Source organism: Glycomyces sp. MUSA5-2, assembly GCF_037034145.1.
In the GTDB taxonomy this organism is placed as follows: Bacteria; Actinomycetota; Actinomycetes; order Mycobacteriales; family Micromonosporaceae; genus Glycomyces; species Glycomyces artemisiae.
Map to the genome: position 1 here is coordinate 513,135 of NZ_JBAGKG010000002.1, position 15,859 is coordinate 528,993.

Annotated in this window: 15 protein-coding genes; 11 read left to right on the forward strand and 4 right to left on the reverse strand. The window is 72.5% G+C overall.

Going from position 1 to position 15,859, the window contains the following annotated elements; all coding sequences use genetic code 11:
• The first annotated feature begins 76 nt into the window (after positions 1–76).
• Positions 77–469 carry a winged helix-turn-helix transcriptional regulator gene (locus WA640_RS08065; protein WP_106366582.1) on the forward strand — a complete coding sequence of 131 codons (393 nt, stop codon included), beginning with the start codon at positions 77–79 and terminating at the stop codon, positions 467–469.
• 42 nt (positions 470–511) lie between these two features.
• Here WA640_RS08065 and WA640_RS08070 read toward each other — a convergent pair whose 3' ends face one another.
• From WA640_RS08070 to WA640_RS08085, 4 genes are read right to left on the reverse strand one after another with little or no spacing between them, the layout of a single operon-like run.
• Entirely contained in the window at positions 512–1,342 is an 831-nt protein-coding gene (locus WA640_RS08070) for an RICIN domain-containing protein (protein ID WP_335987082.1), read from the reverse strand.
• 22 nt (positions 1,343–1,364) lie between these two features.
• Positions 1,365–2,072, reverse strand: a complete 708-nt coding sequence (locus WA640_RS08075; RefSeq protein WP_335987083.1) for an RICIN domain-containing protein — start codon at positions 2,070–2,072, stop codon at positions 1,365–1,367.
• Positions 2,073–2,119: 47 nt separating this feature from the next.
• Positions 2,120–4,612 (reverse strand): TPR repeat region-containing protein, encoded by a 2,493-nt coding sequence (locus WA640_RS08080; RefSeq protein WP_335987084.1) that lies wholly within the window; start codon positions 4,610–4,612, stop codon positions 2,120–2,122.
• Positions 4,613–4,641: 29 nt separating this feature from the next.
• Positions 4,642–4,971 carry a hypothetical protein gene (locus WA640_RS08085; protein WP_335987086.1) on the reverse strand — a complete coding sequence of 110 codons (330 nt, stop codon included), beginning with the start codon at positions 4,969–4,971 and terminating at the stop codon, positions 4,642–4,644.
• A 253-nt stretch (positions 4,972–5,224) separates the two neighbouring features.
• Here WA640_RS08085 and WA640_RS08090 point away from each other — a divergent pair, with 253 nt between their 5' ends.
• The 10 genes from WA640_RS08090 to WA640_RS08135 all read left to right on the forward strand — a co-directional run bounded on the left by WA640_RS08090 (position 5,225) and on the right by WA640_RS08135 (position 15,837).
• The gene (locus WA640_RS08090; protein WP_335987087.1) at positions 5,225–5,569 is read left to right on the forward strand and encodes a hypothetical protein; all 345 of its coding nucleotides are present in this window, start codon (positions 5,225–5,227) and stop codon (positions 5,567–5,569) included.
• Positions 5,570–5,584: 15 nt separating this feature from the next.
• Positions 5,585–5,887, forward strand: coding sequence for a WXG100 family type VII secretion target (locus tag WA640_RS08095; protein WP_106366588.1), 303 nt, complete (start codon positions 5,585–5,587; stop codon positions 5,885–5,887).
• Positions 5,875–6,207, forward strand: a complete 333-nt coding sequence (locus tag WA640_RS08100; RefSeq protein WP_106366589.1) for a hypothetical protein — start codon at positions 5,875–5,877, stop codon at positions 6,205–6,207. Before WA640_RS08095 ends, WA640_RS08100 begins: the two co-directional genes overlap by 13 nt.
• Before the next feature lie 34 nt (positions 6,208–6,241).
• Positions 6,242–7,573, forward strand: a complete 1,332-nt coding sequence (locus WA640_RS08105) for an EsaB/YukD family protein (RefSeq protein ID WP_335987089.1) — start codon at positions 6,242–6,244, stop codon at positions 7,571–7,573.
• Complete coding sequence (eccCa, locus tag WA640_RS08110; RefSeq protein ID WP_335987091.1) at positions 7,573–11,538, forward strand: type VII secretion protein EccCa; 3,966 nt, start codon at positions 7,573–7,575, stop codon at positions 11,536–11,538. The genes WA640_RS08105 and eccCa overlap by 1 nt, the downstream gene beginning before the upstream one ends.
• A gap of 90 nt (positions 11,539–11,628) precedes the next feature.
• Positions 11,629–12,624, forward strand: a complete 996-nt coding sequence (locus tag WA640_RS08115) for a hypothetical protein (protein WP_335987092.1) — start codon at positions 11,629–11,631, stop codon at positions 12,622–12,624.
• A gap of 33 nt (positions 12,625–12,657) precedes the next feature.
• Complete coding sequence (locus WA640_RS08120) at positions 12,658–13,401, forward strand: SDR family NAD(P)-dependent oxidoreductase (protein WP_335987094.1); 744 nt, start codon at positions 12,658–12,660, stop codon at positions 13,399–13,401.
• 1 nt (position 13,402) lies between these two features.
• Positions 13,403–14,620 carry a metallophosphoesterase gene (locus WA640_RS08125; protein WP_335987097.1) on the forward strand — a complete coding sequence of 406 codons (1,218 nt, stop codon included), beginning with the start codon at positions 13,403–13,405 and terminating at the stop codon, positions 14,618–14,620.
• A gap of 93 nt (positions 14,621–14,713) precedes the next feature.
• The gene (locus WA640_RS08130) at positions 14,714–15,079 is read left to right on the forward strand and encodes a nuclear transport factor 2 family protein (RefSeq protein ID WP_106366595.1); all 366 of its coding nucleotides are present in this window, start codon (positions 14,714–14,716) and stop codon (positions 15,077–15,079) included.
• 56 nt (positions 15,080–15,135) lie between these two features.
• Positions 15,136–15,837 (forward strand): alpha/beta fold hydrolase, encoded by a 702-nt coding sequence (locus WA640_RS08135; RefSeq protein WP_335987099.1) that lies wholly within the window; start codon positions 15,136–15,138, stop codon positions 15,835–15,837.
• Positions 15,838–15,859 lie beyond the last annotated feature (22 nt).

Sequence of the window (15,859 nt, forward strand, 5' to 3'; positions counted from 1 at the left end):
CCGTAGACGGTGTGAAACCCAAGGTAGGAGCGAAACTTACTTCTGGGAAGGACGTACCTTGAGGTAAGCTCATGACATGCCAGGAGGAAAACAGGCAGCGGTGCTGCCGGCGCCGGAAGGCAGTGGGCTCTTTCACACCGACTGCCCCGCAAGGCAGGTGCTCGACCACATCACGAGCCGCTGGGGCATCTGGGTGCTGCTCGCCCTGCGCGACGGGGAGCTCCGCTTCTTCGAGCTGCGCGAGCGCATCGACGGCATCAGCGAGAAGATGCTCTCCCAGACCCTGCGCACCCTCGTGCGCGACGGCCTGGTCTGGCGCGAGGTCGAGCCGTCCACCCCGCCGAAGGTCACTTACGGCCTCAACGAGGTCGGCCGCGGCACGAGCGACCGCCTCGTGGAGATGTTCGACTGGATCAAGGCCAACGCAGAGGTCATCTGCGCCGAGCGGGGCGGGCCCGACGCGAACTGACGCGGATCGTGCATCCTATATCCTATAGGATGCAGGATCCGGTCAGATGAGGGTGAAGCGCTGGGAGTCCCCCGAGTCGCAGGCGGCCGTGGCGGTCGGTTCGCCCGAAGTGGATGAGCGGCCTTCGAGGATGCCGACGCACAGGCCGGAAGCCGAGGTCTTGATGGTGTACTCGCCGCTGCCGAGCGGGGTGAGCTCCCAGAACTGGGTCTCGGTGAACTCGCAGGAGTAGGCGGCCATGAGGTAGCCCTCCTGGTCGGCGGGCGCGTCGGCGCCCATGCAGGCGCTCCAGTCGGCGAAGTGCATGTTGAACACGTACACGCCCTCGTCCCAGGCGACGACCTGGAGCGTCGAGGGGTTCGTGGAGGAGCAGGAGGCGAGCACGACGACCGTGCGGCCCTCGTTGTTCGGCTCGGGGCCGGTGCTCAGGCACAGGCCGCTGGCCTCCTGCTTGATCCGGTACCAGCCGTCGGCCGGGTACTCCGGTTCCGGTTCGGGCGCTTCGGATTCGGGCTCATCGGTGGTGTCACGCGGCGCGTCGGCGACTTCCTCGCCCGTCGTCTCGGAAGGGGACGGCGACGGGCTGGGGGAGGGCGAGGGAGACGGCGAGTCCGAAGGGGACGGTGTCGAGGCGAGCGAGGTGGCGGCGTCCTGCGCGGCGGCGCCGGACCCGCCGCCGTCCCCGGCGGCCATGACCGCGGCGACCACCGCCACCGTCAGCACGAGGGCGACGACGGCGGCGCTTCCAGCCATGGTCTGGCTGGTGCCCAGGCGCATCCGCGCCCGTTCGAGGCGGTCGCGCAGGCGCGCGGGCAGGTCGTTCGGCGAGGCGTGCCGGGGCCCGCGGGGCGCGGGAGGCGGCCAGGGTTCCACAGGAGGGGTCCTTACAGGAGGGTCAGGGGACCAGCAGGGCGAACCGCTGGTTCGGGTCGTCGGGGTCGCACGGGGCGGTCGCGAGGGCCGCGCCCGCTTCGGCGGCGGCGCCCTCCAGCAGCCCCAGGCACAGGCCCGAGGCGAGGACGGCGAGGGTGTAGGAGTCGGCTCCGGCGCCGGTGAGCTGGAACCGCTGGAGGTCGGAGTCCGCGCATTCGTAACCGGCGCTGAGGTATCCGGGCTCGTCGGCGGGGTCGTCGGCGCCCCAGCAGGCCTGCCAGTCGTCCTGGACGAAATCGAGCTTCACGGTGTAGACGCCCGCGCCTTCGGAGGCGAAGCCGAAGCTCGCGGGATACGTTGCGGCGCAATCGCCGAGGACCATCACGGTGCGCGCGTCGTTGCCCGGCTCGGGCCCGGCGGTCGCGCACAGCCCGGTGGCCTCTTGGCGGACGAGGTAGGCGCCGTCGGCGGGCAGCGTCGGGGCCGTGTCCCCTCCCGCCTCGGCGGAGGCGGTCGCGTCGCCGGAGGGCTCGGCCTGCGGCTGCGGGTCGTCCCCGCCGCCGGAGGCGAGCACGGCGGCCACGATCGCCACGAGCAGCACCATGGCGACGACGGCCGCGGTCGCGGCGACGGCGCGGTTGGCGCCGATGCGGTCGCGCAGGCCCGCGAGCGAGGACTGGATCTTGTCGGGCAGGTCGCGCTGCGGCGCACGCGGATCGGTCTGGGTCACAGTGGAGGGTTCCTAACTCGGGGGAGGGGCGGGCCGCCCCTCCCGGTTCACTGGTCCTTGCGCTGGTCCACGAAGGCGTCGACGTAGCTCTCGTAGAGCTTGCCGGTCTTCTCGTCGAACAGCTGCTGGAGCGCCGCGTTGGCCTCGCGGAAGTCGAGGTTGCCGCGGTGCTGGTCGCTGCTGGGCGGGTCGTTGGCCTTGAGCAGCTCGTCGGAGTCGCGCAGGCGGTACTCGCCGTCGGGGCCCTTCTCGACCAGGCGCGAGTCGATCGCGCGCACGTCGTCGACGTCCACACCGGACTTCGGGTCGTCGAGCAGGTTGGAGACCACGGAGTGCGTGACCTCGAAGCCGAACTTCTCGTACTCGGGGTCGCCCTCGCGGTCTCCCTGGGCGGGGGCGCCGTTGTCGGCGAACTGCCAGATGCCGCTGGACTCGATCTGGTTGGGCGACCACTTGCCGAGCTCCAGGCCCTCGCGGATGAGGATCTGGCCGACGCCCTTGATGGCCTTGACCTGCGGGATCTCGGTGACGATCTCCTTGAGGATCGTGGAGGCCGAGCGCACCCACGTGGCGTGCTGCTTGTCCACCGTCGCCTCGTCGGCGGCGTCGCCCGTGGCGTCCTCGTACACGTTCTTGTACGCGGTGTCGAGCAGGCCGATGAGGCCGCCGTCCTCCAGGGCCTCCTTGCGCGCGTCCTGCCAGCCCTTCCAGTCGGCCATGTCGCCGGCCTCGGCGATGACCTTCGCGTAGGCCGCCTCGCCGAGCGCGTTCCCGGCGGTCTTGTCGCCCATGACGAGTTCGACGAAGCGGGCGCGGGTCCCCTTGTCCAGGAACATGTCGTCGGCGCGGGGGTCGTCGCTGAGGGTCAGCTCGGAGTCGCGGTCGACGTTCGGCGCGTCGAGGTAGTCGATGTAGGTGATCGCGGTGCGGCCCATGGACTGCGCGATGAGCGGGTTCGCGACGCCGAGCGGCGCCTTGTCGAACTCGCCGATGTTCCCGTACCCGTCGGTGAAGAACTGGTACGCAGACTCGTCCCAGTGCTCGGCGGCCTTGTCGTTCGTCATCGTGGTGATGAGGTGGTAGGCCGCCTCGGTCGCCAGGTCCTGGAGCTCCTTGTCCCCGGAGGTGGCCGCGCGCGGGATCCAGTCGACGAGCTTGGCGCCGGTGGCGCCGCCGTCCTCCCACTGGTGGCCGAACATCTCGCGCAGGACGTGCTCGGCGGTGTCCTCTTTGTAGAACGGGTGCTCGATGTCCCCGTTGAGGATCGCGGTGTTCGCCTCGAAGTTGGCGGTGCTGTGGTCCAGGAGCGTGCGGGCGGTGGCCTCGCTGACGGTGAAGACCGATCCGCTGCCGTCGGAGTCGAGGTGCTCGGCCGTCGCGATCGTGATCGCCGCGGAGAAGTCCCGGCCGCCCTGCATGAGCGCCATGCCCTGGTCGTCGAGCGCGTCGAACATCGACGCGAGGGCGCGCAGCTCGTCGCCGTCGGAAGGTTCGGACATGCGGTAGGGGAGGGCGTCCTTGCCCTTGCCGCCCGCATAGGCCGCCACGAAGTTCCGCACGGAGTCGGGGAGGCGGGCGGTGCCGCCGCCGAGCTTCTCGTCGGAGACGGCGAGGAGGCCGCCGCCCATCCCGGCGAGGATGAGCGCCTTGTCGGCGTCGGACCAGTTCGTGTCGCCGAGCAGGTCCGGCATGTCGAAGACGCTCTTGTCGACCGCGCCGAAGAACCGCTCCAGGTAGTCGAGCTCGCCCGCGGACAGCCGCTCGCCGATGGACTGGAGGTAGTGGGCGCGTTCGATGAGCGCCTGGAGGGCGCCGAGCTGGCCGCGGACCGAGGCGGGGAGGTCCTCCACGTTGCCCCGCGCGATCGCGTCGAGCAGGTCCTTGCCGAGGACGCCGCCCCAGTCGCCGGTGAGCGGCAGCGGGGCGTTCATCCCGAAGAGGCTGTACAGCGCCCAGGAGTCGACGCCGCCTTCCGCCATGGCGCGCAGGTTCTCCGGGGTCGGGCCCTCCTTGAGGCGGGCGCCGGTGTCGGCGGCGTCCTGCTTGAACTTCTCGTACGCGGCGTTCGCGGCGGCGTTCATCTCGGCGAGCTTGAGCTGCCCGGCGTAGGCCGTGGCCTCCTCGGTCGCGGCCTCCCGCTCGGCGGGCGTCAGGTTCGGGGTGCCGCCGCCCACTTCGGACTCGCGGATGCCGAACGAGTCGCCGACCGCGGCCTCCCACTCGGCGAGCAGGGCCTTCACGGCCTCCTTGTACTCGCGCACCGAGCCCGCCCACTGGACGGTCACGGCCGAGCCCCAGACGGCGCCCTCCATGGCGGCGGTCGCCGCGGACAGGAACTCGCCGCCGCGGCGCTTGATCGGCTCGGACACCAGCTCGCTGAACTCGACGGCGGTGTGGTCCATCCGGGCGACGACGTCGGTGCCCTGGCCGAGGATGCGGCCGCTGTGCGCGTCGAGGGTCCGGGCCGCCGCTTCGAGGGCGTCCTCGTCGGCGGTGGTGGTCGGGGGGTCGAAACTGCCGAGGGTGGGAATGGCTGCCATCGTTGTCGCCCTTCCGGATCGGGGGTGGATCAGGGTTGGATGGTGGGAGGCGTCGGGTCCGGCGGGTCGATGAGGAAGTTGCCGTAGTTCAGGTCGTCGGTGTCGACGCCGTCGGTCACGGTGATCTTGGCGCTGCCGCCGACGCTCTCGCCGTGGGCGGCGGTCTTGGCGAGGTCGGTCGACCACTTCTCGCCGAAGTCCTCGTAGCCGCCGAGCACCTCGGGCTCGCCCGCCGCGGCGATGGCGCCCTCCAGGGTGCCCATGAGGTCGCCGCGGAGGCTGCCGTAGCTCTCGGCGAGGGTCATGACCTCGTCGCCGCCGGCGCTCGCGCGATTCGGGTTCATTCCCAGGTAATCCATCGGTCCTCCAGGGGGGTGCAGGCGCGGATTGCGGTCAGCGTACCGAAATCCTGTGAGGATTGGAATAACAACTGGTGAACTGTCTTGCTTGCGCCACAACGGAAGTGACCAATGTTGCACGAGTCGTGGAACCGCTTCCCGAGTGGCTCCGGAGTCCGGATCGCCTCTTTACTTCCGCTTCATGAGCGTGTCAACATGTACCGATACGCTCCATGCACGGGCCATCCACATCCTTACCAAAGGAGGCACCCCCATGGCCGGAAACGAGTTCGGTCTCACCGAGGCCAATGCGCTCAACGTCAGCGCCAACGACCACGCCCTCTCCGTCGAGGAGCTCTTCGGGCAGCTCCAGGCGCTCATCCAGGAGATGGAGAACGACGTCAACGCCCAGGGCGGCAACGCGCTCACCGCGTTCCGGACCGCCAAGGCCGAGTTCGTCACCGCCTACAACGCCCTCGCCGACAAGTACGGCGTCTCCTCGATGGCGCAGGGCGCCACCAGCACCGACGGTTTCACTACCGACGACTCCAACGAGGCCGGGTACACCACCGCGGGCGGCGGCCTCCCCGGTATCAAGCCGATCAACATCGCCGTCTAGAAGGGACCGTCCATCATGCCTGGCGCAGGATACGAACTGTACGGCAACGTCGGCGAGCTCCAGAACCTCGCCGGTGTCCAGCACACCTACCGCGGCCGCTTCGAGGCCATCCTGGGGCAGATCCAGGGCGCGGTCGGCACCGTCACCCCCAAGTGGGTCGGCGCCGGCACCGCCGGCTTCCAGACCTTCAACACCACCACCGAATCCGAGTTCACCGACGTCCAGGCCGCGTTCAACAAGCTCGCGACCGCCACCGAGGACGCCGGGACCAACTGGAACGGCGCGATCTCCCGCATCGACGCCCGGTGGGGTTCTTGACCGAGCCGCAGACGGCGTCCGACCCCGGCACCGAACTCGCGCCGATGGTCATGCGGCGCACCGGCCAGAGCGAGCGCTACGTGCTCCAGGCCGCCGCGCTGCGCCGCCGCCAGCTCCGCGCCGCCGTCCTGTACGGCTCCGCCCGGAGCTGGCGGCAGCGCCAGCCCCTGTGGCCCGCCGCGCTCATCGGCGCGGTCGCGGTGGCCCTCATCGTCGCCGCCATCGCCGTGGCCGGCGCCTTCCAGAAGCAGAAGGAGCGCGACGCCGAGGAGCAGGCCGAGCGCGCCGCCGCCGTCACCGCGCCCTACGACCAAGACTGAACGCGCCCAGCGACCAAGACTGAAAAGGCCCACCTTGCCCGGTCGATACAGCACCGTCACGATCGTCGGCCCCCGCGCCACCCGCGACCTCGCGCTCCCCGACGACCTGCCGGTCGCCGAACTCCTCCCGCAGCTCCTGCGGCACACCGGCCCCGAGGAGCCCGAGGCCGACGGCACCGGCTGGGCCCTGTCCACCATGGACGGCGCGACGTTCGCGCCCGGCGACACCCTCGCCGCCGCCCGCGTCCCCGACGGCGGCGTGCTCCTCCTCCACGACGCCACCGCCGCGGCCCTCCCCGACACCGTCGAGGACGTGCGCGACGCCGTCGAGGACGCCGTCGACGCCGGAGGCGCCCGCTGGGAGTCCGGCACCGGCCGCCTCCTCGCCGTCGCCACCGCCGGGGTCCTCGTCGCCGCCGCCGCGCTCAGCCCCGGCGCCGACACCGCGGTCCTCCTCACCGGCGGCCTCGTCTGCCTCCTCGCCGTCCTCATGTCCTGGTGGTCGGCCCGCCAGCACGACTTCATGACCCACCTCGCGCTCATCGGCGGCGCCCTGTGGGCCGGGCGCACCGGCCACACCGCCGTCGAGGTCCTCGCCGCCGACGGCCACGCCCAAACCGCGACCCGCATGATCGGCGCCGGGCTCGCCGCCCTCGCGTTCGCCGTCGTCGCCCGCGCCGGGGCCCGCCTCGCCACCGCCTACGCCGTCGGCATCGCCGTCGCGCTCGGCCTCGGCGCCCTCGCCTGGGCCCTGTGGGCCCGCATGGGGCTCACCGCCGTCCGCGCCGAGACCCTCGCACTCCTCGTCGCGCTCTTCGCGATCGCGCTCGTGCCCCGTCTCGCGATGTCCTCCGCGGGCCTGTTCGCCCTCGACCGCGACGTGCGCGCGGGCGAGCCCACCAGCGAGGAGCACCTGGCCCGCCGCCTCCAGGCCACCGACGCCCGCCTCACCGGCGCCGTCTGCGGCCTCGCCGCCACCGCCGCCGCGGCCTCCGCCCTCCTTGCGGCGCAGGCGGACCCGTGGGCCTCGCTCATGGGCGCGGGCGGCGCGCTCGCGCTCCTGACCCGCTCGCGCATCTTCGAGCTCGTGCGACACGTCGCCCCGCTGCGCCTCACCGGCATGGCCGCGCTCGCCTGGGCCGCATGGCTGTGGATCGGCCACTCCGACCCGCTGCTGTCGTGGCTGCCCGCGCTCGCGGTGCTCGCCGGGCTCGCGTACGTCTCGGTCGCGTCGGTCTCCCGCTCGGCGGTCTCGGCCGCGTGGTGGCGGCGCGTGGTCGCCGTCGCCGAGACGCTCCTGGTCGCGGGGCTCATCGCGCTCGCCGGGCACCTGTCGGGCCTGTACGCGATGATCGGCGGGATCTGATGGGCACCGAGGTCGTCCGCCGCCCGGCCCGGCGCCCCGCGCCCGAGGTCGGCACCGATCCGATCACGCTCGCTTCGCCTCCGGCCCTGGGCGAGCCGCCGTCGGCGGCGATGGGCGCGCCGATGCTCATGATGCCGCTCATGTCCGGCTCGGGCGCGATGATCATGGTCCTGTCGAACCTCCAGCGGCCCCTGTACGCCACGGCCGGGCTGCTCATGCTCGTCGCGAGCGTCGCCATGGGCGTGGTCCTGTTCGTGGCCATGCGGTCCGGGCCGCGCCGCAAGCTCCGGCAGGAGCGCGAGCGCTACCTCGACTACCTCGAAGACGCCCGCCACACCATCCGCGAGGCCGTGAAGGCCCAGCGCGACCACGCCGCCCGGCGCCATCCGCACCCCGGGCTGCTCCTGGGCCTCGCGTGCGACCCCGGGCGCCGCTGGGAGCGGCGCAACACCGACCCCGACCTGCTGCACGTCAGGTGCGGCCTCGCCTCGGTCCCGCTGAGCCGGTCGCTGTCGCTGAAGATCGACGAGCAGAGCCCCCTCGTCGTCTACGACCCCGTGTGCCATTCCGGCGCAGAGGAACTCGTGGAGCAGTACGCGAACCTCGCCGACCAGCCGCTCACCGTGCCCGTCGGGGACGTCGGCGAGACCGCGATCGTCGGCGAGTTCGCGCGCACCCGCGCCGCCGCGCAGGCGATGCTCGCGCAGCTCGCGGTCCTCGTCGCCCCCGAGGACCTGCGCATCGCGATCGTCGCCCACCCCAACGTCGCTCCCCAGTGGACTTCGCTGTCGTGGCTGCCGCACCTCCTCGCCGACCCGGCCTCCGCGGAGGCCCCGGTCCCGCTCATCTGCCCGACCACGGCCGAGCTCGCCGAGCTGCTCGCCGACGACCTGGCGCTGCGCGCCGCGGAGCTGCGGCGCCGCCGCGGCGGCCCGCCCGGGCCCGGCGCGCGGCGGCTCCTCGTCGTCGTCGACGGCGAGCACCAGGTGTCGCTGCCGGGGATCGTCCCCGACGCCGAAGGGCTCGAACTCCTCGGCGTCCACGTCTGGACCCTCGTCGCCGAGCAGCGCCAGGAGCCCGAGCACACCGCGATCCGGATCAAAGTGGACGCCGAATCGATCGCGGTGACCCGCATCGAACGCGGCGACGGCGCGGTCGGCGAGACCACCGCGACCGGCCGCCCCGACCGGCTCGACCCCGCCGACCTGGCCGCCCTCGCGCGGGCCGTGAGCCCTTGGCGGCTCGCGCTAGACGACGTCTCCCACGCCCTCACGGGGGTCCACGGCCTCGCCGACATCCTCGGTGTCGCCGATCCGGCCGATGTGGACTGGCGTCGCACCTGGGCGCCCCGCGAGGAGTCCTCGCTGCTGCGCGTGCCGTTCGCCGTGGACGCCGACGGCCGCACCGTCGAGCTCGACCTCAAGGAGTCGGCGCTCGGCGGCATGGGCCCGCACGGGCTCATCGTGGGCGCCACCGGGTCCGGCAAGTCCGAGGCGCTGCGCACGCTCGTCGCCGCGCTCGCGGTGCGCCACCCGCCCGACCGCCTCGCGCTGCTCACTGTGGACTTCAAGGGCGGCGCGACGTTCGCCGACTGCGACGACCTGCCGCACTCGGCGGGCGCGATCACGAACCTCGCCGACGACCTCGGGCTCGTCGACCGCTTCGCCGAGGCCCTCTACGGGGAGATGACGCGGCGCCAGCAGATCCTCAAGGACGCCGGGAACCTCCCGAACGTCCACGCCTATGCGCGCCTTCGGGAGTCGAACCCGGAGCTGGAGCCGCTGCCGCACCTGCTCGTCATCATCGACGAGTTCTCGGAGCTGCTGACCGCGAAGCCCGACTTCTCCGACCTGTTCGTCGCGGTCGGGCGCATCGGCCGGTCCATCGGCGTGCACCTGCTGCTGGCGACCCAGCGCCTGGAGGCGGCGCACCTGCGCGGCCTCGAATCGCACCTGTCGTACCGGATCGGCCTGCGGACCTTCTCGGAGGCCGAGAGCCGCGAGGCCATCGGCGTGCCCGACGCCTACCGGCTCCCGCCCGAGCCCGGCTCCGGCTACCTCAAAGTGGACACCACGATCTTCACGAGGTTCAAGGCCGCCATGGTCTCCGGCAAGTACACGCCGCCGCGCGACGTGGAGCAGCGGAGCCTCCCGGTGCTGCCGTGGCCCGTGCCGCCCACCGTGAACGTCCTCGACGCGCTCGTCAACTCCGCGGCCCTGCGCCCCGGCGGGGAGCAGCCGGACCCCGAGCACTCCGTGCTCCGCGTCCTCGTCGCCTCCCTCGCCCTCGCCGCGCAGACCGACGGCGCCCCGCCGGTCCGCCCGGTGTGGCTGCCGCCGCTGCCGGAGTCCATGCCCCTCAACGCCGTCGACACCGAACCCGCCGAGCGGGGCGCGCGCCTCACCGCGGTCCTCGGCCTCGCCGACCACCCGCGCGAGCAGCGCCAGGACGCCCTCGAATGGGACCTGTCGGGCGCCGACGCGAACCTCGCCGTGCTCGGCGCCCCCACCTCCGGCAAGTCCACGCTCCTGCGGACCCTCGTCTCCGGCCTCGCCCTGCGCTACCCGCCGAACGCGTTCGCCGCGTACGTCATCGACTTCGGCGGCGGCGCGCTCGGCGGCCTCGCGAAGCTCCCGCACGTCGCCGTCGCGGCCGGACGCGCCGAACCGGAACTCGTCGCCCGCACCCTCGCCGAGGTCCGCTCGCTCCTCGACGCCCGTGAGAACCTGATGCGCGCCAAGGGCATCGACTCCGCCGCCGGACTGCGCCGGGCCGCGGCCGACGGGGCCGTGGACGTCCCCGGCGACGTCCTCCTGGCCGTCGACGGCTGGGGCGGCCTCACCGAGGCCAAAGAGGACGCCAACGACCTGCTCATGGAGATCGCCTCGCGCGGACCGGCACTCGGCGTCCACACCGTGCTCACCGCCGTCAACTCCACGCAGATCCGCTCCCGCCTCGCCGCGTCCATCTCCGGGCGCATCGAACTGCGCCTCGCCGACGCCTTCGACTCCGGCATCGACCGCAAGCTCATCGAGCAGCTCCCCAAGGAGTTCCCCGGCCGGGTCCTCACCGCCGACAAGAAGTTCGGGCACGTCGCCCTGCCGCGCATCGACGGCTCCGACTCGGCCGAGGACCTCGCGGAGGGCTTCGCCGACCTCGCCGAAGCGGTGCGCCGCCGCTGGCCCGGACCCGGCGTCGCCGCCGTCAGGGCCCTCCCGACCTCGCTCGCGCTCAACGACCTCGTCCCGCCGCTCCACAGCCCTGCGGAAGGCGACCCGTTCGCGCTCGCGCCGGTCGTCGGCCTCGCCGAGAGCGACCTGCGGCCCGCCGCGATCGACTTCACCGCCGACCCGCACCTGATCGTCTTCGGCGACACGCAGACCGGCAAGTCCACTGTGCTGCGCGCGATCATGCGCCAGATCGCGCGCCGCCCCGGCGCCGAGGCCGGGATCTTCCTCGTCGACTACCGCCGCTCCCACCTCGAAGAGGTCCCCGAAGGGAACCTCGTCACGTACTGCAACACCGGCCCGCACGCCGCGCAGAACGCCGCCGAGCTCGCCGAGGCCCTCAAGAAGCGCCTGCCCGGCCCCGAGGTCACGCCCCAGCAGCTGCGCGAGCGCTCCTGGTGGACCGGCCCCGAGGTGTTCGTCGTCGTCGACGACTACGACCTCGTGCCCACCTCTGCGGGCAACCCCCTCGCGCCGCTCACCGAGCTCGCCGCCCACGGCGCCGACCTCGGCCTGCACCTCATCCTCGCCCGCCGCACCGGAGGCGCCAGCCGCGCCGTCTACGAGCCGCTGCTGCGCCAGCTCGCCGACATGTCCAGCCCCGGCCTCATGTTCTCCGGCGACCGCCTCGAAGGACGCCTCCTCCACGGCACCGCCAGCCGCCAGCTCCCGCCCGGCCGCGCCCTCCTCGTGCGCCGCGGCGCCGCCCCCGACCTCGTCCAGATCGCCCGCGCCTGACCAAAGTCGCACGGGACCGATACCCCCGTCACCAGGCTCGATACCGCGGAACGATGCGCCGCGGCGCCCCGCGCCCGTAGCGTCGGGGCCATGGACCAGACCGCCAGGACCGCCGCGCCCCGCCTCGTGCCCGCGATCGGGCTCGCCCTCCTCGCACCCGTGTGCGCCGAGCTGCTCTCCGGCTACGACGACACCACCGGGCACCCCGTCGTCCTCGTCTTCATGGTCCTCGTCGGCGCGGCCCTGTACGGCGCGCCCGCGCTCCTCATCCGCGAGACCGCCCGCCGCACCGGCCTCGGCTGGCCCGGCGTCCTGCTCCTCGCCGCCGCGCTCGGCATCGTCCAGGCCGGGATCATCGACCAGTCCCTGTTCTCCACCGACTACCGCGGCATCGACTACTGGGCCGCGATGACCGAACCGACCCGCATCGACGCGCTCGGCATCAGCGCGATCACCGTGCTCACGTTCGTCGGCGGCCACATGGCGTGGAGCTTCACCGCCCCCATCGTCATCGTCGAAGCGATCCACACGCGCGGCCCGCAGCGGCCCTGGCTCCGCGCCCCCGGCCTCGCCGTCACCGCGCTCGCCTACCTCGCCGCCGCGTACTTCGTCCTCCGCGACCACTACGCCAACGAGACCGACCACGCCTCCCCGGCCCAGCTCACCGGCGCCGCCGCGTGCGCCGCCGCCCTCATCGCGCTCGCGTTCCTCCTGCGCCGCAACCCGATCCGGCGACCCCGGCGCGTCCCGCCCGCGTGGGCCCTCGTCCCCGCCAGCGCGGCCGCCATCATCGCCTCCACGGTCTCCTACTCCTGGACCGGCTTCGCGCTCGCCGCGGTGCTCCTCGGCGGCGGCGCGGTCGCGGTCGTCTTCTGGTCCCGCTCCACGGCCTGGACGCCGCGGCATGTGGTCGCCCTCGCCTCGGGCGCCCTGTACGCGGTCGTCCTCCCCAGCTTCATCACCGACCCGATCGGCGAGGTCGACCCGGTCGCGAAGTACGCCAACAACGCCGTCATGACTCTCCTCGTCATCGCCCTGACCTGGTGGGCGATGCGCCGCTCCTCTCCGGAGGCGGCGCCGCGCTAGAGTCGGGCCCGGACCCGACCGAAGGAGCACCGCATGGCACGCACCGCAGTGGTCAGCGGCGGCGGCACCGGCATCGGCCTCGCCGTGGCCGAGCGCCTCGCTGCCGCAGGCGACGACGTCATCCTCACCGGCCGCCGCGAGGACGTCCTCGCCGACGCCGCGAGCAGGATCGGCGAGCACGCCTCCTATGTGGCCGCCGACCTCGAAACCCTCGAAGGCGCGGCCGCCGTCCTCCAGCACGCCTCCGAGCACGCCGGCCGCATCGACGTCATCGCCGCGGCCGCGGGCGGCAACACCGCCGCGAAGGCCCCCGCCGACCTCCAAGGGCTCGAACGCGTCTCGTGGGTCTGGAACGCGAACCTGCGGCTCAACGTGATGACCGCCGTCCACCTCGTCGAGGGCCTCAAGCCGATCCTCAACGACGGCGGCCGCATCCTCCTGTTCAGCTCCATCGCCGCCTACCGCGGCTCCGGCACCGGCAGCTACGGCGCCTCGAAGGCCGCCCTGCACCCGTACGCGATCGACCTCTCCTCCGAGCTCGGCTCGCGCGGCATCACCGCGAACGTCATCGCCCCCGGCTACACCGAGGACACGGAGTTCTTCGGCACCAGCATGACCGAGGAGCGCCGAACCATGCTCATAGGACAGACCGACAACAAGCGGCCCGGCACCCCCGGCGACATCGCCGCCCTCGCCGCGTGGCTCGCCTCGCCCGAGGCCGGGCACGTGACCGCGCAGATCATCCAGTCCAACGGCGGCGCCCTGGCCGGGCGCTGACGTGGACGCGCTCTGGTCGACCGTCCCCGACATCGCGATCCCCGTCGGCTTCACCGTCCTCCACGCCTACCTGTGGCTGCGCCTGGTCCGCGACACCACCCGCCGCGGCTCCCGCTGGCGCCTCGCCGGCGGGATCGCCTTGGGCGCCTTGGGGGCACTCGGGATGCTCGCCCAGTGGTTCACGCCCTCCGTCCACGGCCCCATGTGGTTCCAGGCCGCGGTCGGCTGGCCGGGCTGGATCTGGTTCGGCGTCATGATGTACCTGGCGGGCGTCCTCATCATCGCCGAACCCGTTCGCTGGCTCCTGCTGCGCCGCAACAGGATCGATTCCGATAAAGGCCTACTCAAGAAGGCGATCGCCGAACCGGAGGGCACCCCGGAAGGGCTCTCCCGCCGCCGCGTCGTCTCCCGCGCGATCGGCCTCGGCGCCACCGCGGTCGCCCTCGGCACCGTCGGCGACGGCCTCTACGAGGGCTACCGGACGCCGCGCCTCAAATCCCTGGAACTCGCGCTCCCGCGCCTCGACCGGGCCTTCGACGGCTACCGGATCGCGATCGTCGGCGACACCCACTTCTCCGCGATCCGCGGCAGCGGCTACTGCCGCCGCGTCGTCGACCGGATCAACGGCACGCAGCCCGACCTCATCGCGTTCGTCGGCGACCTCGCCAGCAACGAGGCCGACCAGCTCCGCGACGCCACCGAACCGCTCGCCGACCTGTCCGCGCGCGACGGCGCGTTCTTCGTCTCCGGCAACGCCGAGCACTACGTGGGCGCCGACGCCTGGTACGAGCGCGTCGAGGAGCTCGGCATGACCGGCCTCCCCAACACCCGCGTCGAACTCGCCGGATTCGACCTCGCGGGCGTCAACGACCTCATCGTCGAGCAGCGCCACATGGAGGCCACCGAGACCGGCCCCGACTTCGAAGCGGCCCTGGGCGACCGCGACCCCGCCCGCCCCGTCGTCCTCCTCGCCCACCAGCCCAGCGCCGTCGACCGCCTCGCCGGATACGGCGTCGACCTCCAGCTCTCCGGCCACACCCACGGCGGCCAGATGTGGCCGGTCCACCTCCTCTCGCGCTGGCGCAGCGGCCAGCTCACCGGCCTCGAAACCCACCACGGCACCCAGGTCTACGTCACCAACGGAGCCGGCACCAACGGCCCCCCGATCCGCGTCGGCGCGAACGCCGACATCACGGTGATGACCCTCCGCGCGGGCTGAATCCTCTTCTTCCCGCCGTCTTCCCGGCGTTCCGGCCGGATTGTCGGTGGCGGCGGGTAGCGTCGGGCGTCCGCACAGGGAGGGAACCGCGCCATGTCCCGCAACACCGACACCGTCAACCGCTACCTCGACGGCTTCCGCCGGAGCGACCACGAGCAGATCCTGTCCTGCCTGACCGACGACATCGCCTGGACCGTCTACGGCGCGTTCCAGCTCAGCGGCAAGTCCGCGTACGACGCAGCGATCGAGGGCCCCGGCTTCATCGGGCCGCCCACGCTCGACGTCGTCCGCATGGTCGAGCAGGGCGACACCGTGATGGCCGAGCTGACCGGCGCCGCGACCCGCGACAACGGCGAGGAGATGCGCATGTCCATGGCCGAGGTCTTCGTGATGAGAGACGGCCTCATCTGCGAGCGCCGCGCCTGGGTCATCGAGCTGAAGGAGAACGACTACCGCTGACCTGCGGGTCCGCGAACCGGCCCGGGATGTCGGTCCCGGCCGTTAGGGTCGGGGCCATGGACATCATCTTGATCCCAGGCTTCTGGCTCGACGCGTCCTCCTGGGACGACATCACCCCGTCCCTGGAGAAGGCCGGACACCGGACCCACGCGCTGACCCTCCCCGGCATGGAGTCGCCCGACGCCGACCGCTCCGGCATCGGCCTGCGCGACCACGTCGACTACGTGATCGCGAAAGTCGACGAACTCGACGGCCCCGTCATCCTCGTCGGCCACTCCGGCGGCGGCGCGGTCGCCCACGCCGTGGCCGACGCCCGCCCCGACCGCATCGCCCGCGTCGTCTACGTCGACTCCGCTCCGCTGGGCCCCGGCGGCGTCATCAACGACGAACTCCCGGTGGTGGACGGCGAGATCCCGCTCCCGGACTGGAACGTCTTCGAGGACGAAGACCTCGTCGACCTCACCCCGGAGCTGCGGGAAGCCTTCCGCGCCAGGTCGATCCCGACTCCCAAGGGCGTCGCCTACGACAAGCAGGTCCTGAACGACGAGCGCCGCTTCGACGTCCCCATCACCATGATCTGCTGCGAATTCAGCTCCGCGATGGTCCTCGCCTGGATCGAACAGGGCGTCCCCTTCGTCAAGGAGCCCGCTTCGGTCAAGGACGTCACCTACATCGACCTGCCGACCGGCCACTGGCCCCAGTTCACCAAGCCTGCGGAGCTGGCCGAGGCTCTGGTCTCGGCCGTCGGCAAGGCGTAGTCCGTCTGGGCCGCGGTGCCGC

What these genes read in the sequence shown, in the direction of transcription:
- WA640_RS08065 (WP_106366582.1), top strand. Translation starts at nt 77, where the DNA reads ATGCCAGGAGGAAAACAGGCAGCGGTGCTGCCGGCGCCGGAAGGCAGT.
- WA640_RS08080 (WP_335987084.1), bottom strand. Translation starts at nt 4,612, where the DNA reads ATGGCAGCCATTCCCACCCTCGGCAGTTTCGACCCCCCGACCACCACC.
- WA640_RS08085 (WP_335987086.1), bottom strand. Translation starts at nt 4,971, where the DNA reads ATGGATTACCTGGGAATGAACCCGAATCGCGCGAGCGCCGGCGGCGAC.
- WA640_RS08090 (WP_335987087.1), top strand. Translation starts at nt 5,225, where the DNA reads ATGGCCGGAAACGAGTTCGGTCTCACCGAGGCCAATGCGCTCAACGTC.
- WA640_RS08095 (WP_106366588.1), top strand. Translation starts at nt 5,585, where the DNA reads ATGCCTGGCGCAGGATACGAACTGTACGGCAACGTCGGCGAGCTCCAG.
- eccCa (WP_335987091.1), top strand. Translation starts at nt 7,573, where the DNA reads ATGGGCACCGAGGTCGTCCGCCGCCCGGCCCGGCGCCCCGCGCCCGAG.
- WA640_RS08115 (WP_335987092.1), top strand. Translation starts at nt 11,629, where the DNA reads ATGGACCAGACCGCCAGGACCGCCGCGCCCCGCCTCGTGCCCGCGATC.
- WA640_RS08120 (WP_335987094.1), top strand. Translation starts at nt 12,658, where the DNA reads ATGGCACGCACCGCAGTGGTCAGCGGCGGCGGCACCGGCATCGGCCTC.
- WA640_RS08130 (WP_106366595.1), top strand. Translation starts at nt 14,714, where the DNA reads ATGTCCCGCAACACCGACACCGTCAACCGCTACCTCGACGGCTTCCGC.
- WA640_RS08135 (WP_335987099.1), top strand. Translation starts at nt 15,136, where the DNA reads ATGGACATCATCTTGATCCCAGGCTTCTGGCTCGACGCGTCCTCCTGG.